Origin of the sequence: Blautia sp. DFI.9.10 (assembly GCF_024461705.1) — a bacterium.
GTDB lineage: Bacteria > Bacillota > Clostridia > Lachnospirales > Lachnospiraceae > Blautia_A > Blautia_A fusiformis.
Window position 1 is genome coordinate 198,839 of record NZ_JANGAA010000003.1, and the last position, 23,125, is coordinate 221,963.

The following is a 23,125-nucleotide window of genomic DNA, read 5'->3' on the forward strand; positions in this document are numbered from 1 at the left end:
TATACTACATAGCACCAGTTATTGGCAAGATGCAGCACTATATTTCTGTTAAAAAATCAACAAACTTTTTAACAGTTTGCAGGAGAAAGGATGTCCGCACATCCTTTCTCCCTGATAAATTACATCATCGGATCAAGTCCGAGAGCCGGATGTCCTTTTTCTGTAAGGAATGCAACCAGTGTCTCCGGATCTTCTGCGATCGTCTCATCACCGATCATGTCTGTAAAGTTATCGATTCCGTAAAGCTCTTTTGCAGTCTTATTAAGTCTGTCAGCTACGAATTCTTTCAGTTCTTTCGGCATCCATACGATACGCTCGATACCGCCCTCAGCCTTCATGAACTTCTTGGAGGAAATGAAATGTTTACCATGTCCCATGAATCCAGGTGTCTGAACTCCACCACCTGTCATGGATGCCATCTCAGGGAATGTCATTCCAAGTGGTGTCATGCCTGCATACTCACGGTTAGCAATAACAACACCGTTGGAGAATGGCTCGATACCACAGATACACTCGAAGCATCCGCAGGAAGTCATCGGATCCTGCATGATGGAGTACAGTGTAACGTGCTCCAGAGCACCCTGGGAGAATTTCTGAACTGCCTCATCAACGTCCTCATAAGAACCAAGATTCTCATCGATCGGACGCTCTTTTGTGATGATCTGGCAAGGACCAGCTGGGTCAAGCTGATGTGTAGCTTTTGCATCCAGCCATGAAACCGCACCGCAAAGACCAAGTCTCTCAGGTGTTACTACACATACGTGGCTTGGTGCGAATGCCTGGCAAAGGATACAGCTGTAATATACGTCAACAGACTCATCTGTCAGAGTATCAAGACGCTCATCACGTTTGTCAAAGATCGGAATTGCAACCTCATGACGGATTCTTGTACACTCAGCAGGATCTGTATAGATAACAACCTCACATTTATCAACAACCGCATCGAACTCATTCTTAACAGATGCATAAAGAACCTCACCGATATGTTTGATTCTGAAGCCTGCATTAAATGCATCAATGCTGATACGGATACGCTGCATATCACGCTGTCCTGTATGGTATACACCCTCGATACAGTTGATGTAGTTGTGGAATTTACGCTCGATAACCGGCTCAAAGTCAGACTGCATATTCTTACCTGCAACTTTAACAACATATGCAATGCTGTTCTTGCTGCCGAATTCCATCTCATCTACTTCAGGTCCGATTACTGTGATCTTGTGATCCTCGATCTCAGAAGCATCACAGGTCTGTACAAGCTCTGCACAGTCTACACGGGAGCCATCGAACTCAACCTGCATATCTTTACGACGGATGATCTCACCCTCGAATGCAGATGCGAAAGCAACCGGAATATCAATATTTGTGATCTTGATCTTAATATCACGCGCCTCAAGAGAAGTAGCGTTAAATTTGCTTACGTCCTCCTGAACGATAAGGCTCTTCGGTACACGGAAGATATTCTCTGTCTCATTTGTAACAACCGGGAATCCAAGTGCGATAGCGCCTGCACCGCATGCTACGATCACATCATCCAGAGGTTTGAATGCGTTAACAAATGCCGGTACACGATCCATTGTGTATTTCATAAGTGTTCCTGCATCTCCAGGTGTTACGTTACCGAAGATCAGAGCTGCACGGATCGCAACGGAAACTACATGAACAACAGATGTAACATCTTTTCCAAGAGGAATAACACGAACGTTGGCACCTGTCTTCATTCCGGCTTCTGCAACCTGATCAATGATTCCGCCAACAAGTGTTACCAGGATACCCTGTGCCTGATAGCTCTTTACAAGAGCAACACCCTCTTCTGTAGTAGGAGCAGCACCAAGGATAACAGCAACACCTGGGATATCGCCTGTTACAAGCGGTACACCGAGCTCACGGATAACAGCATCACCAAGATGTCCATAGCATGGCTCTTCGTAAGGAGTTGCTCCGTCGATATATTTCAGAACCTCGATGAACTCTGCGCAGAGTGCTGTAGCAACACCGGACATGAATGCATCGTTCAGTCTTTTCTCTCTTGTCATAAGTGTTTTTACAACGCCAAGAGCTTCTTTTAATTCTTTTAATGTTGTAACTTTTGTTCCTGTTACAGCATAGTAGCAAGGAAGGCTGTAAGCGGTATTCGGGAAGCTGACAGCTTTGTCTTCGCCATACTGAGCGATCGCGCCGTCAATAGCACCCTCTGTTAAACCATATACAGCATCGTTTCCGCCGAATACTCTATCAAATAAAGTCACTGTAATACCTCCTATTTTTACAGAATTGAATTCTGATCAATTTTGTCTTTGATTTTTCTGATTTCAGCTGTTACAGTTTCACTGAAATCGTAGGGAGATTTTCCCTGACGATCAGCATCTATAACTTCTGTATTGTAGTGGATCATTCCAAGCAGATCCTCTGCCGGGATCTTACTCCGGATAAATTCCTCATCCTCCGGATTTCTTACCTTATTGGCCACGACCTTAACCTGAGAAACTCCCAGATCCTTTGCAAGACGTTTAACATTCTTATATGTCTGTACACTTCTTGCCCCTGGTTCGAGCACTACAATAAATTCATCCATGCTCTCCGTGGTGCCCCGGCCCAGATGTTCCAGGCCGGCCTCCATATCCATGATCACCACATCATCTCTGTGGATCACAAGGTTATTGATCACTCTTTTAAGCATCACATGTTCAGGACAGACGCATCCGCCTCCACCTGTTTCCACAGTTCCAAGGACAAGCAGCTTTACGCCATTACAGGTTTTTCCATAAGTATCCGGAATATCGTCTACCTTTGGGTTCAGTTTATAAAACTGATTCTGGCTGTTGGCTCCGGTGCGTTCTTCTATGAGCTTACGCATTTTTGAGATTGGAACAATAGAGTCCAAGGTTTCCTCGTCAAATCCAAGGGCAAGACCCAGGTTCGCATCCGGATCCACATCCGCCGCAAGGACTTTTTTTCCCTCATCTGCGTATAGTCTTGCAAGTGTTGCTGCGAAAGTTGTCTTTCCTACTCCGCCTTTACCGGTTACTGCTATTTTCATTTTACGTCTTCCACCTTTTATAACATTTTAAAGATCGCAACGGATTAGATTCCTAATGCTGTTCTCTTCTCTTCAATTCTCTCGATCATAAGATCAACTAATTTCTCGATGTCTGTCTCTACTGTGTAAGCAGCACCTGTCCATTTTCTTGTTCCCTCTGTAAGAAGCTCGCACATTTCTGAAGAACCGGAAACATATGGATCAACGCCAAGGAATGTATCAATACCAGTACCAACTACGTAGTTACCGATGGATACAGCTTTTTCAGACATCCACTCAGGAGCACATCCTACTACAGGAAGCTGATTGATCTGAAGTCCTGCATCTTTTGCAAGTTCAGCAGCCAGGATCATCATACGGGAGATATCTACGCAGGATCCCATATGAAGTACTGGTGGGATATCAGCCAGCTCACAGACACGTTTCAGACCTGCACCGCAGAGATCTCTTGCGGATTTGTCCATCAGACCAGCTTTAGCAGCTGCCTGTGCGGAACATCCGGAAGCGATGATAATGATATCATTTGCGATACACTTCTTCATCAGTTCGATATGTGCATAGTCAGGACGGATCTTAGGATTGTTACATCCAACCATAGCAACAGCACCACGGATAACACCGGAAGTGATGCACTCAAGTAATGGTTTGGTTGTTCCTGTTACGTCAACCTGAGAGTTTGTAACACCATCAAGAACTTTGACGATTGCTTCTACTGAGTAACCAACAGTAGCTTTCTGTTTCAGCTGCGGGATATGTACAAGCTCAGGTTTTCTGTTCTTGAAGTTATCGATAGCCATCTTAACGATTGCTTTTGCATTTTCTCCTGCTGTCTCAGCGTTGAATCTGATAAATTCAGAATCCGGCATCTGAGCGATCGGAGAAGTTGTAACAAATTTAGTATGGAAACATTTGCTCAGAGGTCCTAATGCAGGGAAGATACACTGAACATCAACTACGATCGCCTCGCAGGCACCTGTCAGTACTACGTTCTCCTGCTGCAGGAAGTTACCAGCCATCGGAACACCACGACGCATAGCTACCTCGTTAGAAGTACAGCACACACCGGAAACGGTGATTCCTTTTGCTCCTACAGATTTTGCATAATCGATCATTTCTTTGCTGTCTGCATACTCACAGATCATCTCAGAAAGACTCGGATCATGTCCGTGTACAACAATGTTTACGTTCTCTTCAACCATTACTCCAAGGTTAGCCTCTGTATCAAGTGGCTTCGGAGTTCCGAATAATACATCAGAGAACTCTGTTCCCATCATGGAACCGCCCCATCCATCAGCCATACCGCAGCGAATAGACTGTTTTACAAGTGCTTCCGGAAGAGATGAACATCCCATATGAGACATATGCAGGGAGCTTGCAACCTCACGGTCGATAGCACGTGGTGCGATTTCGTTCTCAATCAGTTTTTCTTTCTGTCCTGCAGGCATTCTGTCAAGGAATCTCTGATATCCGAACGGTTTACCATATTCCATAAGACCGATCTCAGCCATCTCATGAGCCAGATCATAGATATCCTTGCCTTCTGTTTCCACGCCCCACTCTTTAGCGATGCGAAGCAGTTTCTCAGGATCTTTTACCTGATAATTTCCGCCCTCTTTTGCACAGTACAGTGTATGGCAAATCTCACGACCATGATCGGAGTGAGTAGCTGCACCACCGGCTGTAAATTTAAGGAAGTTTCTTCCTACGATACCATGAGCATCACATCCGCAGATTCCTCTTGGAGCCTTCGGTGTAATACGACACGGTCCCATTGCACAGATACGGCAGCAGATACCCTGCTCACCGAATTTACAGTGCGGAGTCTGGTTCTTTGCACGGATCTGCCATGCATCTGCTCCTACCTTTGCACCTGTCTCGAGAAGACGGGCTGTAGCGGCTTCAAATTCCTCCACTGTAGTTAATTTGAATTCACTCATTATAGACCTCCTTTAATAGCACATCTATTTTTATTTTTCTTTTTATAATAAGCCCAGGGCAGGAACCCATCCCCACCCATGGGTTATTTTCTTTTTTAAAAAAAGGTTTATATTTCGTTATAAACCTAATTTATCAAAAATTTCAAAAGCTGCTTTTCTCATCGGATTATCCTCAGGAAGAGTAACGGTTGGTTTACCATCGCAGTCATATTCATAAACTGCCTCATCCTGTGGCACCACACCGATCAGATCGAGTCCCTGATTCCGGATTTCCTCAAGGATTCCTGAATTCAGTTCTGCTTTTGGCGCGCGATTGATAATAAGACCTACTCTGGAAGGCTTCATATCGCATTCCTTAATAAGTTCTGCGATCCTGCCAACTGCCTGAACGCCTCTTCTGGAGCAGTCACTTACAAGAATTGCTGTCTCCATGCTCGGAAGAATTCCTCTGCTGATATGTTCCATTCCAGCTTCGTTATCCACAACAATATACGGATAATTTTTCTGGTATTTGGCAAGCTGTGCCTGAAGCAGACCATTTACAAAGCAATAGCAGCCTTTTCCCTGGGTTCTTCCCATCACAAGAAGATCATAATCATCTTCCTCTGCAAGAGCATCCTCAAAACGTACCTCTGCATAATCTGCCTTGGACATTCCTTTGGGGATCGGACTTTTCTCTGTCATCTCAGCATGTGCGATCTCCTCACGGACATCGCCAAGAGTCGTATCTACTTCTACACCAAGAACCTCGTTCAGATTTGAATTGGCATCTGCATCTACCGCCAGTACAGGTCCTTTTTTCTTTTCGCAGAGATACTGGATCAGCATTCCGCATAATGTAGTTTTTCCAACGCCGCCTTTTCCTGCGACTGCAATAACATGTGCCATAAAACGGGCACCTCCTGATTTTATATCTGTTATGCCGGCGCATAAGGGAGGTGCCTGATACTGTTCTGGCACCTCCGCATCGTGCCGGAATTCTTATTTATTTCGTTGATGGTTAGATAAGTGTACGAAGTCCGGATCTGTCAATGATCTCGGATACATCTTTCCATTTGTTTAATGCATAAAGATGGATACCGTCAACACCAAGAGCGCGATACTCATCGATCTGTCTGATGGTGTATTCGATTCCTTCTTCTTTGAATCGTTTAACCTTGTCCTCATAGAACATGTCAAATGGTTTACCATCAGCATCTTTAGCGTTAAACGGATTCGGGAACAGCCAGTTTCTGGAGATCAGCCTGCAAAGCTCACTGTCCATTACACAGCCATTACGTGAAAGAGCCATATTAATGGTAGCTGCCTGATCCAGGATTGGCATTACACCAACATCTACAGGCATTGTCACTCCAGCCTCGCGGATAGCGTCCAACCAGTATTTAAACTGTTCCATATCCCAGCAGAGCTGGGTCATGATATAATCAGCACCATTGTCCTGTTTCTGTCTCAAAACAGCAATATCAGCATCCAAGCTTCTGCATGCGATATGGCCTTCCGGTGAACCGGCTACTGCGATCTCGAACTTATCGTCAAATTCATCACGGACAAATTTAACAAGGTCTGTCGCATAATTGAAGTCTCCACAGGTTGTTGTCTCACCAAGTGGAATATCTCCGCGAAGTGCCAGCATATGGTCAACGCCATCTGCCAGATACTGTTCCAACTGCTGTCTGATTCCTTCTTTTGTGTTCTTGATCACTGTGAAGTGTGTTACAGGAACAGTTCCTGCATTCCTGATCATCTGGCATACTTCCCTGTTGGCACCGACATTTCCGCCGCCGGCACCGTATGTACAGGAAATATACTCCGGTCTATACTTCATGAGATGTTCAATGGTTCCCGGCAGGTTTGCCATACCTTTTTCTGTCTTTGGCGGAAAAAGTTCAAAGGAAAGCAGCATTTTTTCTCTCATTGCTTCAGATAATTTCATTGATCGTCCTCCACGTATTTGTATCAGTCACACTGCAGTTTCACGATGCTGTTTGCAAGATCCACCATAAGGATACTGCCTTCTACCACGCGCTCATCTCCCATGATATCTCGAAGGATCAATTTATTTCCGTCCACATCGATCCGGCTTACATTCTTAAAGATCACAGAATTATCTTCTTCCTTATATACTGTTGCAAGACACATAATCATTCCTCCAAATAAGTGGCATCATTTAACCACTATGCTGTCAAAACTATTCTGTCGGTTTTTATTTCAACTCTTCCTTAACAAGTGTAAGGGCAAGTCCAAGTCTCATATTGCCTTTCTGAAAATCTGCAACTGCCTCTTTGATCGTCTTCGCAGCTGCATCCATGTTAAGCTTCTTAAGATTGTCAGCCATCTGATCAAGTTCTGCGGCATGATGCTCGTTATGCTGCAGCATGTAGGTAAGAAGTGCTACAGTCTCATTCTTGCAGTCACCGCTCTCGCAGGAACCGCAGTGTCCATCACCGTGTGTATGACAATGGTTATCTCCTTCCGCATGGCTGTGTGTATGGCTGTGAGTCACACCGTCCTCATGGGTGTGCTCATGTGTATGTTCATGGCTGTCTGCATGTCCATGCTGAACAAGATTGCCATTCTCATCTTTGATTAAATGCATAAATACCCCTTTCCTGTATCCGCCGGGCGGACACTCTCATGACAAGAATTTATCAATTAAATTTATTATACATCTTTTCACTGTTATTATCAAGAAAATAATTATAAAATATAGCCAAAATTATATGCTGTTTTTCCTATTTTTCCAAAAACTTTGACAGTAAATTAACTCGATTGTTTCATTTTTAACGAAGTTAGTCTCTTCAAACCACAACTTATTACCCAGTCTGCGCGTCTGTCCAACTCTAAGCTTTATCACTTTTGTAATATAATTGATGTGATTCTTTCATATTTTTGTGCTATAATAGCAAAAGCATGGAAAGCAGAACATACAAGGAGGAATTATTTTGAAAGAAACTGTTTTTCTGAACAACGACAGAGAAATGCCTCTTCTGGGGCTTGGCGTATACAAGTTGCCCGATGACGTACAGGCCGAAGCAGCAGTCACTTCTGCTATTTCCGCCGGCTACCGCATGATCGATACCGCTTCTGTTTATAAAAATGAAGAAAGCGTTGGACGTGCCATTGCCAAATGCGGAGTTCCCAGAAAAGATCTTTTCATCACCAGCAAAATCTGGAACAATGCGCAGCGTCTCGGCGATGTCCAGGGAGCTTTTTCCCGTAGTCTCGACCGTCTGAAAGTCAGTTATGTAGATCTCTATCTGATACACTGGCCGGTTCCCGGCTGCTATTTGAGCACCTGGAAAGAGCTGGAATCCATTCTGGAATCTGGACGTGCTTTAAGTATCGGCGTCAGTAATTTTGATATCCGGCATCTGGAAGAGCTTCGTAAGATATCCGGGGTTATTCCTGCTGTAAACCAGATCGAGTGCCATCCTTTGTGTTACCCTGCTGAACTGATCGAATATTGCAAGGCTTTCGGTATTCAGGTACAGGCTTATGCTCCTCTGGCAAGAGGTGCATATTTTGATAATGATGTAATGTGTGTTCTGGGGACCAAATATGCCAGGACTCCTGCACAGATCGGGCTTCGCTGGGCAATACAGAAGGGAATTTCTGTCATTCCGAAATCCATCAACCCGGAACGAATCCGCAGCAATGGAAACATCTTTGACTTCAATATCGAGGATGAAGATATGGCGATCATCGATACACTGAACGAAGATCTGCATACTTCTCATGTTCCAGAAGATCTCCGTGATATTCAGTTTTAATTTCCATAATAATGCAAAAAAGATATCTGTCAGAGCATAAGTGATCTTCTGGCAGATATCTTTTTATTTTTTCTTTTCAGTTGATACGGCGATCCTGTTATTCCCAGCTTAGCATTTCACATATCTGAAACCCGGAAATATTTAACTGATCCGCTCACGCATTTTCCCACGGGAGCATGGGCGTTTCCACTTTTTTATCACGCAGCATCAGGTCCATTACTGCTTCCGCTGCTGATTTTCCTTCAAACAGTACGCGGTTCACTTCCGTTATGATAGGCATCTCCACCTCATATTTCTCCGCAAGCTCTCTTGCAGCTCTTGCAGAATAAACACCTTCCACAACCATCTGCACTTCTTTCATAGCTTCTTCCATCGTATATCCCTGGCCGATCAGATATCCGGCCTTTCGATTACGGCTATGCTTACTTGCACAAGTCACGATCAGGTCGCCGATCCCGGACAGGCCGTAAAAGGTTTCCATCTGCGCCCCCATTTTTTTACCAAGTCTTCCTATTTCCGTGATTCCCCTGGTGATCAGTGCCGCCTTGGTATTATCTCCATATCCAAGGCCGTCGGCAGTACCTGCTGCCAGTGCGATCACATTTTTCAGTGCTCCGCCAAGTTCCACCCCAAGGATATCCGGTGTTGTATACACGCGGAACACAGGGCTCATAAAAATGCTCTGAAGGTATTCCGCAGTTTCCTGTGTATGTGCGCTGATCACACAGGTTGTAGGAAGTCCGCGTCCTACTTCTTCCGCATGGCTTGGACCGGAAAGTACAGCTACATTACCCTGCGGGATTTCTTCTTCAATCACCTCGCTGAGTGTTTTCAGTGTCTTTTCCTCAATACCTTTTGCAACATTGACGATCTTCTGGTCCCTGCATACAAACGATGCCATCTTGTGTGCAGTACTCCGGATATACGGGGAAGCTACTGCCAGAACTGTTACATCCACATCCTTAAGCGCACGCTCCAGATCTGTCAGGACATCGATTTCATCCGGAAGCCGCACCCCCGGAAGCCTGTCAGGATTTTCTCTTTTTTCCCGGAGTTTCCGGGCATTCTCCGGTCTTGCTGACCAAAGAAGGACTTCATGGCCATTATTATGCAACAGGAGTGCCAGGGCTAATCCCCAGCTCCCCGAACCCAGTACGCTGATTTTTGCCATAAATCTTACCTCTTATTTTTTATTCTTACTGCTTAAAAACACCTTATTCTCTGTTCCATGAAACAGTCTTACAATGTTTGCCCTGTGTCTGTAGAACGCCATTGCTGTAAGAACTGCCATCACGATATAAAGCTCAACAGTATGCGCCTGATCCATCCCATATTTTCCCATATGTCCAAAAACCAGGACCAGGATAAAAGCCACCGCATATGCACTGAGAGAGCAAAGCGATACATAATGAGTTGTAAAGAACAGTGCAAAAAAGACAACTGCACATACAATAAATATCCGCCAGTCAAAAGCAATGATCATACCCACAGAAGCAGCAATTCCCTTTCCACCGCGAAATTCCATAGAAATCGGAAAATTGTGGCCGAGGATACATCCCAATGCTGCATAAAGGGTAAGAAGCGGAAGGATACCATTCATGGAATTTCCATAAACCATTCTCACGATCACAATAGCCAGTACACACTTCAGGCAGTCTCCCAGCAGGGTGATCGCTCCCGCTTTCTTTCCAAAGGTCCGGAAGGCATTCGTAGTACCCGCATTCCCGCTGCCATGATCTCTGATATCTGTCTTGTGGACTTTTCCAATAATATAGCCTGTCTGAAAAAGCCCGCATACATAACCGATAACAAGACAAATAATACGTTCCATACTTTTATTCCTTTTCCCCGCGCTCGCGGATGATAAATTTCAGGGAAGTTCCGGAAAATCCAAATGCATCCCTGATCTTGTTCTCCAGATATCTTACATAGGAAAAATGCATCAGTTCCTTGTCATTGACAAAGATAACAAATGTCGGCGGTTTTACCGCAACCTGTGTCATATAGAAGATCTTCAGTCTTCTTCCTCTGTCAGACGGCGGCTGCTGAAGAGCGACTGCCTCAGAAAGGATCTCATTAAGAACACCTGTCTGGATACGAAGTGTCTGATTTTCGATAACTGTATCGATATTTTCGAAAAGCTTTGGAAGTCTCTGACCTGTTTTTGCAGAGATAAAGATGATCTGTGCATATGGCATAAAGGAAAGGATCTGACGGATCTTTTCCGTATGCTTGTAGATGGTCTTGTCATTTTTCTCAATGGCATCCCATTTATTTACCGCTACGATGATACCCTTTCCTCTGTCATGAGCGATTCCCGCGATCTTAGCATCCTGCTCGGTAACGCCCTCGGAGGCATCGATCACAACTACAACCACATCTGCACGCTCTACAGCTGTCACAGTACGGATAACACTATAGCGCTCGATCTCTTCTTTTACCTTACCCTTGCGTCGAAGTCCTGCAGTATCGATAAAAATATAATCTTTTTTGTTCCAGGTAACCTTTGTGTCTATAGCATCACGTGTGGTTCCTGCAATATTGGATACGATCACACGCTCCTCTCCAAGAAGCTTGTTGATCAGAGAAGATTTTCCCACGTTCGGCTTTCCTACAATGGCGATCTTCGGAATATCATCCTGATCTTCCTCTTCACTCTTATCCGGGAACTCTTTGATCACCTCATCCAGCATATCTCCAAGGCCTTGTCTGTTAGCTGCGGAAATCGGAATCGGTTCTCCGATTCCAAGATTGTAAAACTCATATACGTCCATCATATATTTCTGGTGGCTGTCTACCTTGTTAACTACAAGACGTACCGGCTTGCCGCTGCGGCGGAGCATATCTGCCACCTTGGCATCGGAATCCACAAGACCCTGGCGAACATCTGTGATAAAAATGATCACGTCTGCCGTATCAATGGCGATCTGTGCCTGCTCTCTCATTCTGGAGAGAATGATATCGCTGCTGTCCGGCTCGATTCCGCCTGTATCGATCAGAGTAAATGTCCTGTCAAGCCATGTGACATCTGCATAAATCCTGTCACGGGTTACTCCTGGTGTATCCTTTACTATGGAAATATTGTCACCTGCCAGAGCGTTAAACAGAGTGGATTTGCCTACATTAGGCCTTCCCACTATCGCTACTACTGGTTTGCTCATAAATCTGTCTCCTTCTTGTTTGTTTATGTTCCGGAGGGTTGATCACAGCTTTCACCAGATCACGTCCTCCTGTGTCTACGATTACAATTTCTGTGTTCAGCGCTTCCGAAAGCTCTTCCAGTGTCATGTCATCCAGAAAAATCTCCTCATCACCTTTCAGCATGCTGCATGGGATCAGAAGCTTCTCTCCAAGGTCAAGACCGGAAAGCTGCTCTTTCAGATCCTGCCCGGTGATCAGGCCAGACACTGTGATCTTTTCACCGAAAAAACGATTCTCGATGGTTGTGACCGGAATCTGCACATTGGGATATTTCTTCTGGATCTCTTTTATATAGCGTGCGATAAAAGGCGCTGCCAATTTTCCTGTGGCAATCCTGCCTGTCACCTTACGGTCGTCACCGGAAAGCCCCTCCAGCGTTTCTTTTACTTCCGTTTCCAGAAGTCTGAGCATTCCCACGCCATTCTCAAGCTGCAGATATCCATCATATTCATCCTCACAGGGAAGCTCCCTGTCTGCCAGAATATACCACTCGTCTGAAGCATGGATAAAATGGATCCCATATTTCTCCATCATGATCTTCTGCCAGCGTTCGATCTGCCCCAGGACTTTTTCAGCATCTTCCTTATTAAAAGGCTCCAGAGGATAGAGACCTTTTCTGTATTTGGTAAGTCCTACCGGTACAACAGAAACGCTCTGAAGGACCGGCGCATAAGCGGAAAGCTTTTCAAGGCTGTATTCCAGCTCGTCTCCGTCATTGACACCCTTACACAGTACGATTTGTCCATTCATGGTGATTCCTGCATTGTACAGCGTATCCACCTTATCCAGAGCCTTTCCTGCAAAACGGTTATGCAGCATTTTACACCGGAGTTCCGGATTCATTGCCTGGAACGAAATGTTGATCGGTTCCAGATGATAGCGGATCACACGCTCAATATCCTTCTCGCTCATATTGGTAAGCGTAACATAATTTCCCTGAAGAAAGGAAAGCCTGGAATCATCATCCTTAAAATACAGCGTCTCACGCATACCTGGAGGCATCTGGTCAATAAAACAGAACATACACTTATTTGAACAGGAGCGATAGTCATCCATCAGTCCTCCGTTCTCAAATTCTATTCCAAGGTCTTCCTCATATTCCTTCTCTACCTCCAGCTCCCACTCTTCGCCATCAGGCTTCTCTACTAGAAGCACCACAAGCTCTTCATTCATGAGATACCGGTAATCGAAGACATCTTCCACAGGCTGTCCGTTTACAGACACAAGTCTGTCTCCCGGCTCCAGCCCCAGCTCCTCGGCAATACTGTCGGGCAGCACCCTGGAAATCATATGCTTTCTTAATTTCATCATTATCTCCCTTTTCTATCCCGTATATAATAACAACTTTGCTCTTAAAAATCAACACTTTGAGAAAACACCTTGACTGACACGTGGGTCTGATGTTATAAATAGACTGAGAATTTTTAATGACATACACTTAGGAGGAATATTATGCCAAACATAGAATTGCTGGAAAAGTCTATGCCTGTTGCCCCGATCCGAATCGCCGCACTTGCCGGATGCCGCGAACTGGCCGAGGAGGTTGACAAAAAGCTGGTTAAATTCCGTAAAGAACTTGTAGCCGCCAAGAAATCCACCATCATCCCACAGGGATATGCAGAAAAATCTTTCCTTGTAGACTGCGAATGCCCACGTTTCGGAACCGGTGAGGGTAAGGGTTATATCAAGGAATCTGTCCGCGGAACAGACCTTTATATCATGGTAGATGTGACCAATTACAGCCTTACTTACAGCGTATGCGGTCATGAGAACCACATGTCTCCGGATGACCATTACCAGGATCTGAAGAGAATCATCTCCGCTGCCACCGGTAAAGCACACCGTATCAACGTTATCATGCCATTCCTTTACGAGGGACGTCAGCACAGACGCACCAAGAGAGAATCTCTTGACTGTGCACTTGCACTTCGCGAGTTAAGTGCCATGGGTGTTTCCAACATCATTACTTTTGATGCTCATGACCCACGTGTACAGAACTCTATTCCGCTGAAGGGCTTTGATAACTTTTTCCCCACATACCAGTTCCTGAAAGCATTGGTCAAAAATGTCCCTGATTTCAAGCTTGACAATGATCATCTCATGATCATCAGCCCGGATGAAGGTGCCATGTCCCGTGCTGTATACTTCTCCAATATCCTTGGAGTCGATATGGGTATGTTCTACAAACGCCGTGATTACTCCACCGTTGTCAACGGAAAGAACCCGATCGTTGCTCACGAATTCCTCGGAGATTCCGTAGAGGGCAAAGACGTTGTCATCATCGACGATATGATCTCTTCCGGAGAAAGCATGCTGGATGTTGCCCGTCAGCTCAAAGAGCGTAAAGCCGGACGTGTATTCGTCTGCACAACCTACGGTCTGTTTACAGATGGCGTAGCCAAATTTGATGAATATTACGAAAAAGGCTGGCTGGACAGAGTCATCACAACCAACCTTAACTATCGTATTCCTGAGCTTCTTGACCGTCCATACTATATCGAAGCAAATATGAGCAAATATCTTGCAAGTATCATCGATATCATCAATCATGATGTATCTGTCGAGAAGGTTCGTTCCAGCAACGAAAAGATCATGGATCTCATGAAAAAAGTCAACGAACAGTAATAAATGCTCCCAGGTTTCCACGTTTCCCGTGAGAAGCCCTGTGTGAGTAAAGAAAGAGCGGATTACAGCAGGTGCAGATGCCCGGCATTGAGATCCGCTCTTCTTTTATGCCTGCATCCAGAAAGATCCTTCGGTTCGCCTCCCACAGATTCAGCTGGTATTTCCCATCTGGTTTTCTGTAAAAAAGCACATCCCAGTATTTTTCTTCAAACGCCTCTCTAAACTGATCGATCACATCTTCACTGACTTCATAGCAATCTTGACAGATAGAAGGACCAATGGCTGCATAAAGCTCTGAAGGATCTGTCTGAAATTCCTCAGTCATCTTCTCCACCGTCACTTTTCCGATCTTTCCTACAGTACCTCTCCAGCCGGAATGAGATAATCCCACAGCTCTATGTACCGGATCTATAAAGAAAAGTGGTACACAGTCCGCATAAAACGTTGCCAGCACCAGTCCCGGCACATTGGTGATCATTCCATCCACATCTGTATAAGGTCTTGGTTTTGTAATCCCATTTCCTCTGTCTTCTTCCGTGACCACACGTACATTGGTGGTGTGTGTCTGATCAGAGGTTACGATATCTTCCATGGAAAATCCCATAGCAGCAGAAAGTCTGCGGTAATTTTCCCGCACCGCAGACTCTTCATCCCCTCTTGTGAAGCTTAAGTTCATAGATTCATAAATCCCCTGGCTTACTCCTCCCAGGCGGGTACTGAAGCCATGTACGATCCCGGGAAATTTCTCAAAAGCAGGATATGTAAGCCAGGTAACCTTGTTCTTCTGATTTATATTCATTAGCTGTTTATCTTTATACCATTTTATTTTCATCTTATGTGACCAGTCCTTTCAACTGCAAAAATCAAAAGCATTTTTTATCCAGTGGATGTTCTCTCCATCAATTCCTACTACGTCAAAACGGCAGGGAGGCAGCTCCCGGTATCCATGTGCAATCAGATAAAACATTGCCACTTTGCTAATGATCCTCTGTTTTTCTCTCCCTACCGCTGAAAAAGGACTTCCACTCTTTCCGTTCTTTCTGTATTTCACTTCAACAAACACCAGATATCTTCCATCCTGCGCAACAAGATCGATCTCACCACTTCGGCAGCGAAAATTTCTTTCCTTGATCTGCAGCCCCTTTTCTTCCAGGAACGCTGCAGCAATTCCTTCATAATAGCTGCCCTTCTGTCTTCTATTTTCCTTCAGATAAACAAAACCTTTCTGTTTTTGATGTCGGTATCTTAAGTATTTTTATACAAAATGTGTGATAAACGTTTTTCTATGTATCGGACTTGGTCCATATTTCTTCAGTGCTTCAATATGCGCTGCAGAACCATATCCTTTATTGGAGGCAAATCCGTATTCCGGAAGAACCTTATCATATTCTTCCATCATCCGGTCTCTGGTCACTTTGGCAACAATACTTGCTGCCGCAATGGATACACTTTTTGCATCACCTTTGATGATGGGTACCTGCGGAATCTGGATTTCCGGTATGGTAACCGCATCGTTCAAAAGCAGCTGTGGCTGTACAGAAAGCCTGCTCACTGCCTGGCGCATTGCCTCATAGGTTGCCTGCAGGATATTGATCTCATCAATCCTCTCCGGACTTGCCATTCCAATTCCAACAGAAACTGCTCCCTCCAGGATCACATCGTACAATTCTTCTCTCTTCTTAGCTGTAAGCTTCTTAGAATCATTCAGCCATAAAATATCGCAGTCTTTCGGAAGGATCACCGCACAGGCAACTACCGGTCCGGCAAGAGGACCTCTTCCCACCTCATCGATCCCGCAAAGATATCCAAGATGCTCATATTCATGTTCATATTTCTTCATGCTCTCTGTACGTACACGCTCATCCTCCAGAGCCTGAAGCTTTTTGTGATACTGCTGGATCAGTTTCTGTACACCGCTTCTCTCATCATTTTCATAATGACGAAAAAGGGCGTTATATTCGCCCTCCTTCGCTGACGCAAAACGCGCCTTGATATCTTTCATTGTTTCCATTACGCTTCCTCCGGTCCTTTTGGAAACTCCAGAGTCACTTTTCCCAGTTTTCCGGAACGAAATTCTTCCAGCAAAAGGCGGGATGCTTTCTCATAATCAAGCTCTTCGCCCTTTTTCAGACATCCTCTTGCTTTCGCAACTGCAGTAAGGATATCCAGCGGTTTCAGCTCTTCTTCTACATTGTATCTCTCTCTGATCGCTGCCGGATAAAACTCCTGCAGATATCCGATCAGACCCAGGGCAAGTTCTTCGATGTTCAGAATATCGTCCTTGATCGAACCGATATAGGCAAGACGCATTCCAACTTCCTGATCTTCAAATTTCGGCCAGAGAATTCCAGGGGTATCCAGAAGCTCCACACTTTTATTCAGACGTATCCACTGTTTTCCTTTTGTAACTCCTGGTTTATTACCGGTCTTGGCACAGGCTTTTCCTGCAAAGGTATTGATAAATGTTGATTTTCCAACATTAGGGATTCCTGCAACCATCGCACGTACCGGACGGTTTTTGATTCCTCGTCTCCGGTCTCTCTCTGTCTTTTCCTTACATGCCTCTGTGATTGCCGCAGAAACGGCCTTCATAGATCCCTTATTGCGGGAATCAATACTTACCGCATAGATTCCTTTTTCTTTGAAATATTCCATCCAGGCACGGTTCTGTCTCTCATCGGCAAGATCTGCTTTGTTGAGAAGGATCATACGCGCCTTGTTTTTTCCCAGCTCATCAATATCCGGATTTCGGCTGGAAAGAGGAACTCTTGCATCTACAAGCTCAATGATCAGATCGATCAGCTTGATATCTTCCTGCATCTGACGCTTCGCCTTCGTCATATGGCCTGGATACCACTGTACGTTCATAATTCACCTCATTTATCTATACTTTAATCTGTTTACTTTGATCTATTTTATAAAACCTATTTTATTTTTCGGAGAAACTGTAAACCAAACTTTCCCGACAATGTACTTCTTACTGATATTTCCGATATCGCTGAAGCGGCTGTCCTCACTGTTATTGCGATTATCACCAAGGACAAAATATTCCCCGCTTTCCAGAGTTATAGCACTATTTGCAAGTCCTCCATCTGTCATATCCTGATAAGCTCCGTTTTCTTCATAAACCTTGCCGTTGATATAGATCTTCCCGTCTTTAACCTGAACAGTCTCCCCGGGAAGGCCGATCACACGTCGGATATGCAGGGCTGCCGAGTCACTGGCGCTTGTTTTAAAAACGATCACATCTCCACGTTTTGGTGAACTGACCTTATATAAAGCCCTGTTTACAAAAAACTTTTCACTTACAGAATACGTGGGTTCCATGGCACTTTCCTGCAATGTCACAGTCTGAAATGCAGAGATTGCAACCAGCACAGCAAAAACCAGGGTCACAATAATTTCAAACACCCATTTCACGATTCCTCTTGTCCTGTCATCACGAAGCTTCTCCCTTGCTTCGGAAACAGCTCTGTTTTCCTTCAGATTTTCGATATTAATCTTCTTATTTAATCCCATATTCTATCCCCTGTATGTGTCTTTACACGCATACGCACTGATGTAAAAAGAGGGACAATAGCAAATGTTATTGTCCCTGCCTCTTTACTTATGAAATTATTTTACAAGCTCTTTAACCTTAGCTGCTTTACCTACACGATCTCTCAGGTAGTTCAGTTTCGCACGGCGTACTTTACCATGACGGATAACCTCAACCTTAACTACATGTGGGGAATGAAGCGGCCATGTTTTCTCAACACCAACACCGTTGGAGCTCTTTCTTACTGTGAAAGTCTCTCTTGTGCTTCCACCCTGTCTCTTAAGTACTGTACCCTCGAAGATCTGAACACGCTCACGTGTTCCCTCTTTGATCAGTGCGTGTACTCTTACTGTGTCTCCTACGCGGAACTGCGGTACTTCAGCTTTCAGCTGAGCGGACTCAATGTTCTTAATAATTTCGTTCATTTCTTTCTCTCCTTAATTATACTGGATGTTCTTAATACACATATGGTAACAGAGGACCATCTTTTTTCACAACATATGTGATTATACACTAGATAACTTCTCATTGCAAGGACTTTTTTTCCGGATTTTCGATGGCTTTTACCAGCAAAGGACCTCATGTCCTGTTTCTGTAACAAGGACCATGATCTCCCACTGTGCCGATGGCAGACCATCCTCTGTCCTCACTGTCCAGTCATCGATCTCATCTGTATAGATTTCATCAGATCCCATATTGACCATTGGTTCAATAGTAAAGATCATTCCGGGTACCATGAGTACACCTGTATCTTCCTTAGATGTGTAGCTTACCCATGGATCTTCATGAAACTCAAGACCTACACCATGTCCGCCAATTTCTCTCACAACTGTATAGCCGTTTTCCACTGCATGTTTGTGTACAGCACTTCCCATATTTCCGATCGGTGTCCATGGTTTTACCTGTTCAAGGCCAAGCTCTATGCATTCTTTTGTCACACGGACAAGCTTCTCCTTCTCCGGACTTACCTGTCCAATACAGAACATACGGGAGGAATCAGAAAAATATCCCTGATAAATGGTGGATACATCTACATTGACAATATCACCTTCTTTTAAGACAATTTCTTCATCCGGGATTCCGTGGCATACTACCTCGTTGATAGATGTACATACGCTTTTTGGAAAACCTTCATAATTAAGTGGTGCCGGAATTCCGCCATAACGTACTGTTTCTTCATGTACCCAGTCATCAATCTGCTGTGTCGTCACGCCTGGTCCGATATGCTCTGCAACATAATCAAGAACTGCAACATTGATCTTGCAGCTCTCTTTGATCTTCTCGATCTGTGCAGGTGTCTTGATCAGATCATGGTCAAGAACTGCATACCCCTTCTTTTTCATGAGTTCCATTTTTTCATCAAATGCTTCATGACATTTTTTATATTTTTTTCCGCTTCCACACCAGCAGGGATCATTTCGTTCAATTTTTTTAGACATCTTTTTCTTCTGCCACTCAAAATATGTGTAAATATACTCACATCGAGATAACGTAGACTCTCACGAGTTCTACTTACTGCTTCACCGTGTATGTTTTTGATTGACCGAAATCATATCTACTCACAAGTTCTTGTACACTCCGCAGTCGTAAATTCCCGAAAATAGCCTTCGGTACATACTTACGTTTGCGTTTTAGTTATGCAACTTCGTAAGTTATTGCATCTCTCAAATTAAGTGCAGCATTGAGATCTCTGTCTTCGACATAACCGCAACTGCATTTGAATATTCTATCTGAAAGCTTTAAATCTTTTTTGATAGCGCCACAGCAGTGACAGGTTTTAGATGATGGATACCATCTATCTACTATTCGAAGTTCGATCCCATTTTCATTGCATTTGATTTGCAGCTTTGTTCTAAATTCATAAAACTTTTGTGATGCAACTGCTTTTGAAAGATGTCGATTCTTCATCATACCATTTACATTTAAGTCCTCGATCGTTATATAAGATGGCTTGGTTTTCACTATCTCAGCGATTGTCTTGTTAATGTAATCAGTACGGATATTATCTATCTTATGATGAAGTTTCTGTACCTTGAGTTTTTGTTTTTGTATATTCGCCCTTTGAGTGACTTCTCCTTTCTTTAGATTTTCATACTTACGGGAGAGACATCTCTGTTCCCGAATAAGTTGTTTCTCAAGCTTTTTCAGTCTTGCTGACTTGTTGATGTTCTTATAAGTCTTACCATTAGAAACAATGGCAAAATCCTTTAATCCCAAGTCTATGCCAATTCCTGCATTGGAATTATCAGCAATCTTGTTATCAGAAATTTCTACAAGAACTGAAACATAGTATCTGTCAGCTTTCATTGAGACCGTGCCACTTTTAACCACATATCCGTCTTTAGTTGTTGGAATATATCCTTTTTCTTTGATACGGACCCAACCAAGTGACGGAATATTGATTCTATGCCTTTCGCAACGACAATCCTTTGGATTATTCTTTACAAAATACATCTTTACATCAGATCTGCCTTTCTTTTTGAACTTAGGAAAAGCACTCTCGTGATTGAAAAATCTTGTAAAAGCAGTTTGTCCATTATTTACTGACTGTGTTACTGCTTTTGAATAAGCTTCCTTGATCCACGAATACTCCGGATGCTCAGAAAGATATTCATTGTTAAGCCAGACTCTAAACCTGTTACTGCTCATAAACTTTTCACCGTTGTTGTAAAGTTCTTTATTATGGGCAAGATAGAAATTATAAATAAATCTACAAGTTCCTATCGTCTTATGAATCTTGACTTTCTGTTCCTCTGACGGATTTATTTCCGTCTTGAAGCTCTTTAGCAATTTCCACATCCCTTTCTATTTGTTTTTTATACTTACGAAGTCCGTACAACCTGCAAGAGAACACATGGAGTATTGAAACAATATCCTGCACGAGGTTTTGATTTTTTGTTCCATCACTTCATCTAATAATTCGTTCCACTTTTTACGATTGTAATTAAGGCCACTTCCATAATCTTCAATACACTGGTCTACAATAATACCTTTGGCATTACAAAACTGTCGTAAAAATGCAACCTGGTTTTGTAAATCATCTTTTTGATTTCTTGTAGATACCCTGGCATAAATAACTACCTGACGTTGGTCATCTTCAGTACTTATTCCTTTGAATTGCAGATATTGGTCATAAGTGTAATAACGTCTATCAGTTGGAGTTCGGTTTGCCTTTAGAGTTCCGTCTCTATCCCAACGCTGTAATGTTTTTACAGATACACCTAACAGTTCAGCAAAATCTTTTGGCTTGTAATTTGTGATATTTGATGTGTTCATAATAATTTACTCTTTTGAGTACTTTTAAACACATTTGATCACATTAGTCAACAAATTTGATTACTTAAGATATTCTCCTTTTCGCAACTGTATGGCTGCTTTTTCTTTTGTATTTTATATGTTCAGATATGTTATATCTGTCTGAAATATTTTAACCGAATCAAAGAAGTCTCCTATGTGGTTGCGAAAAGCAATAAACTGTAGGTGGGGACTTGCCTTCATCCGTTTGAATGGGAAATTATTCCGCCTGATTATCATAGCACAACTTTCTTTAGGTGAAAAGTATTCTTTGTGTTTTTGGTTTGTTTTATATAACTTTTTGTGATTTTTCAATAAAAAAAGATCGTAGTAGCTTGAACGATCTATTTTTATTTATGTGTCTGTATTAATTATTTTTCGGTGGCTGCAGATTGTCGGTTTCCACCAGTTGCCATTATTCGCATTCGCCCAAGTGCACGGGATACTGCCGGAATAGAAATTACTACGATCGTCAGTACACCTTCCAGAAGAATATAACTGTAATTGTAAATAATCGGATACAAAGCTGTCAGAGACTTCGGGAAATTATCCGGCATATAATCCATCCAATAAAGATATCCGCCAAGTGCATGGAATGCCCCTCTTGCCAGAATTGCTAGTATGTATGCTTTAAGAAGACCATGTTTTCTGGATTTTGTAAATAATCCGGAAAGCCCCATGGCTCCAAATACCAGAATGTAATCACAGCATACCTGAAAAAATGAAAGGACATATGGCTCCTGGAGGAACTGAAAAATCCCATATACAAGACCGGTAAGAATTCCTACCTTAATGCCATACCAGTAACCGATCAGAACAATAAACAACATACTGAACAAGGTCACAGATCCGCCAAATGGCAGTTTAAATATCTTAATGTAGGAAGTTACATATGCGAGTGCCAATGCTACTGCACAGGTAACCAGCTGCTGTGTGGTAAATTTTAATGCAGATGTGTTTTTCTGAAGTAATACTGCTACCAGAATTGTCAAAATTAGGACTGCAATAACAGATACGGCATATCCTGCCGTTGTGAGACCGCCTTCGGCAGTCACAAGAAAATTAAACATACTCTTTTCTTTCCTCCTTACGATTAAATTGCCCAAATCAAGTTCAAAGGTCAAAGCCTGCACCTCCTCACAGCCTGGTCAGGCTCCTTTGGTCTTACCTATTGTAGCATATGGAAAAAGAGATGTAAATGGTGGGAGATGTATGATTATATATAATAAAAACAGGAGAAAAATCCATGTACTGATTTTTCTCCTGCTTTCCTCTTTCCCTTTGTACCTTAAAAACTACATACATGCTTTGTTGATGGTTAATCAAACTTTTTGAATCAAATTTAACCTGCGTACCGATACTACAGCGGGGGGTATCCCCACTTCCTCGGCTTGTTGGTCAAGCCCTCACCCGATTAGTAACAGTCAGCTCCATGTGTTACCACACTTCCACCTCTGCCCTATCTACCTCGTCGTCTTCAAGGGGGTTTACTTCACTAAGAATGGGATATCTCATCTTGAGGGGGGCTTCACGCTTAGATGCCTTCAGCGTTTATCCCTTCCGGACTTGGCTACCCGGCCATGGCTTTGGCAAGCCAACCGGTCCACCAGCGGTCCGTCCATCCCGGTCCTCTCGTACTAAGGACAGCTCCTCTCAGATATCCTACGCCCACGCCGGATAGGGACCGAACTGTCTCACGACGTTCTGAACCCAGCTCGCG

At 43.6% G+C, this 23,125-nt stretch carries 22 protein-coding genes, 1 rRNA gene and 1 pseudogene; 2 read left to right on the forward strand and 22 right to left on the reverse strand.

Annotation, left to right across the window (positions count from 1 at the left end; all coding sequences use genetic code 11):
* Positions 1–119: 119 nt before the first annotated feature.
* From acsB to NE671_RS03320, 7 genes are all read right to left on the reverse strand, one after another.
* Positions 120–2,249, reverse strand: a complete 2,130-nt coding sequence (acsB, locus tag NE671_RS03290) for an acetyl-CoA decarbonylase/synthase complex subunit alpha/beta (protein WP_092072021.1) — start codon at positions 2,247–2,249, stop codon at positions 120–122.
* A 17-nt stretch (positions 2,250–2,266) separates the two neighbouring features.
* On the reverse strand, positions 2,267–3,040 hold the full coding sequence (locus tag NE671_RS03295; RefSeq protein ID WP_256163674.1) for an ATP-binding protein: 774 nt from the start codon (positions 3,038–3,040) through the stop codon (positions 2,267–2,269).
* Positions 3,041–3,084: 44 nt separating this feature from the next.
* Complete coding sequence (gene cooS, locus NE671_RS03300; protein ID WP_021975846.1) at positions 3,085–4,977, reverse strand: anaerobic carbon-monoxide dehydrogenase catalytic subunit; 1,893 nt, start codon at positions 4,975–4,977, stop codon at positions 3,085–3,087.
* 117 nt (positions 4,978–5,094) lie between these two features.
* The gene (locus tag NE671_RS03305; protein ID WP_021975845.1) at positions 5,095–5,865 is read right to left on the reverse strand and encodes an ATP-binding protein; all 771 of its coding nucleotides are present in this window, start codon (positions 5,863–5,865) and stop codon (positions 5,095–5,097) included.
* Positions 5,866–5,977: 112 nt separating this feature from the next.
* Positions 5,978–6,910 carry a methylenetetrahydrofolate reductase gene (locus NE671_RS03310; RefSeq protein WP_173740317.1) on the reverse strand — a complete coding sequence of 311 codons (933 nt, stop codon included), beginning with the start codon at positions 6,908–6,910 and terminating at the stop codon, positions 5,978–5,980.
* A gap of 23 nt (positions 6,911–6,933) precedes the next feature.
* Positions 6,934–7,116, reverse strand: coding sequence for a CooT family nickel-binding protein (locus tag NE671_RS03315; protein WP_021975843.1), 183 nt, complete (start codon positions 7,114–7,116; stop codon positions 6,934–6,936).
* Between the two features lie 64 nt (positions 7,117–7,180).
* A complete protein-coding gene (locus NE671_RS03320; RefSeq protein ID WP_015525305.1) occupies positions 7,181–7,573 on the reverse strand; it encodes a hypothetical protein in 393 nt (130 codons plus the stop codon).
* 346 nt (positions 7,574–7,919) lie between these two features.
* Here NE671_RS03320 and NE671_RS03325 point away from each other — a divergent pair, with 346 nt between their 5' ends.
* Positions 7,920–8,747: an aldo/keto reductase gene (locus tag NE671_RS03325; RefSeq protein WP_022426672.1), complete on the forward strand. Its 828-nt coding sequence runs from the start codon at positions 7,920–7,922 to the stop codon at positions 8,745–8,747.
* A 154-nt stretch (positions 8,748–8,901) separates the two neighbouring features.
* Here NE671_RS03325 and NE671_RS03330 read toward each other — a convergent pair whose 3' ends face one another.
* Genes NE671_RS03330 through NE671_RS03345 form a run of 4 tightly spaced genes read right to left on the reverse strand, consistent with a single transcriptional unit; the run spans position 8,902 to position 13,256 of the window.
* On the reverse strand, positions 8,902–9,918 hold the full coding sequence (locus tag NE671_RS03330; protein WP_059085933.1) for an NAD(P)H-dependent glycerol-3-phosphate dehydrogenase: 1,017 nt from the start codon (positions 9,916–9,918) through the stop codon (positions 8,902–8,904).
* 12 nt (positions 9,919–9,930) lie between these two features.
* Positions 9,931–10,578, reverse strand: coding sequence for a glycerol-3-phosphate 1-O-acyltransferase PlsY (plsY, locus tag NE671_RS03335; RefSeq protein ID WP_015525308.1), 648 nt, complete (start codon positions 10,576–10,578; stop codon positions 9,931–9,933).
* Positions 10,579–10,582: 4 nt separating this feature from the next.
* Complete coding sequence (der, locus tag NE671_RS03340; RefSeq protein WP_015525309.1) at positions 10,583–11,908, reverse strand: ribosome biogenesis GTPase Der; 1,326 nt, start codon at positions 11,906–11,908, stop codon at positions 10,583–10,585.
* The gene (locus NE671_RS03345) at positions 11,871–13,256 is read right to left on the reverse strand and encodes a DUF512 domain-containing protein (RefSeq protein ID WP_256163676.1); all 1,386 of its coding nucleotides are present in this window, start codon (positions 13,254–13,256) and stop codon (positions 11,871–11,873) included. The genes der and NE671_RS03345 overlap by 38 nt, the downstream gene beginning before the upstream one ends.
* Positions 13,257–13,400: 144 nt before the next feature.
* Between NE671_RS03345 and NE671_RS03350 the strand changes: the two genes are divergently transcribed.
* Positions 13,401–14,573, forward strand: coding sequence for a ribose-phosphate pyrophosphokinase (locus tag NE671_RS03350; protein WP_015525311.1), 1,173 nt, complete (start codon positions 13,401–13,403; stop codon positions 14,571–14,573).
* On the opposite strand, the gene pgeF is transcribed toward NE671_RS03350, so the two are convergent.
* The 11 genes and pseudogenes from pgeF to NE671_RS03405 form a co-directional block, all read right to left on the reverse strand.
* On the reverse strand, positions 14,560–15,405 hold the full coding sequence (gene pgeF / locus NE671_RS03355) for a peptidoglycan editing factor PgeF (RefSeq protein ID WP_173732703.1): 846 nt from the start codon (positions 15,403–15,405) through the stop codon (positions 14,560–14,562). The genes NE671_RS03350 and pgeF overlap by 14 nt on opposite strands.
* A gap of 18 nt (positions 15,406–15,423) precedes the next feature.
* Positions 15,424–15,783, reverse strand: a complete 360-nt coding sequence (locus NE671_RS03360) for a YraN family protein (RefSeq protein WP_059085938.1) — start codon at positions 15,781–15,783, stop codon at positions 15,424–15,426.
* A 45-nt stretch (positions 15,784–15,828) separates the two neighbouring features.
* Positions 15,829–16,584: a ribonuclease HII gene (locus tag NE671_RS03365; protein ID WP_015525313.1), complete on the reverse strand. Its 756-nt coding sequence runs from the start codon at positions 16,582–16,584 to the stop codon at positions 15,829–15,831.
* Complete coding sequence (ylqF, locus tag NE671_RS03370; protein WP_015525314.1) at positions 16,584–17,441, reverse strand: ribosome biogenesis GTPase YlqF; 858 nt, start codon at positions 17,439–17,441, stop codon at positions 16,584–16,586. Before ylqF ends, NE671_RS03365 begins: the two co-directional genes overlap by 1 nt.
* 42 nt (positions 17,442–17,483) lie before the next feature.
* Complete coding sequence (lepB, locus tag NE671_RS03375) at positions 17,484–18,092, reverse strand: signal peptidase I (RefSeq protein WP_015525315.1); 609 nt, start codon at positions 18,090–18,092, stop codon at positions 17,484–17,486.
* A gap of 96 nt (positions 18,093–18,188) precedes the next feature.
* On the reverse strand, positions 18,189–18,536 hold the full coding sequence (gene rplS / locus NE671_RS03380; RefSeq protein ID WP_015525316.1) for a 50S ribosomal protein L19: 348 nt from the start codon (positions 18,534–18,536) through the stop codon (positions 18,189–18,191).
* Between the two features lie 138 nt (positions 18,537–18,674).
* Positions 18,675–19,550: a methionyl aminopeptidase gene (locus tag NE671_RS03385; RefSeq protein ID WP_256163677.1), complete on the reverse strand. Its 876-nt coding sequence runs from the start codon at positions 19,548–19,550 to the stop codon at positions 18,675–18,677.
* Positions 19,551–19,746: 196 nt separating this feature from the next.
* Positions 19,747–20,910 carry an RNA-guided endonuclease InsQ/TnpB family protein gene (locus NE671_RS03390; protein ID WP_110103290.1) on the reverse strand — a complete coding sequence of 388 codons (1,164 nt, stop codon included), beginning with the start codon at positions 20,908–20,910 and terminating at the stop codon, positions 19,747–19,749.
* Positions 20,840–21,372 (reverse strand): annotated as a pseudogene (locus NE671_RS03395) (IS607 family transposase). The gene NE671_RS03390 and the pseudogene NE671_RS03395 overlap by 71 nt, the downstream one beginning before the upstream one ends.
* A gap of 404 nt (positions 21,373–21,776) precedes the next feature.
* Positions 21,777–22,475, reverse strand: coding sequence for an energy-coupled thiamine transporter ThiT (locus NE671_RS03400; protein WP_256163678.1), 699 nt, complete (start codon positions 22,473–22,475; stop codon positions 21,777–21,779).
* A 324-nt stretch (positions 22,476–22,799) separates the two neighbouring features.
* A 23S ribosomal RNA gene (locus NE671_RS03405) occupies positions 22,800–23,125 on the reverse strand; the annotation flags it as partial.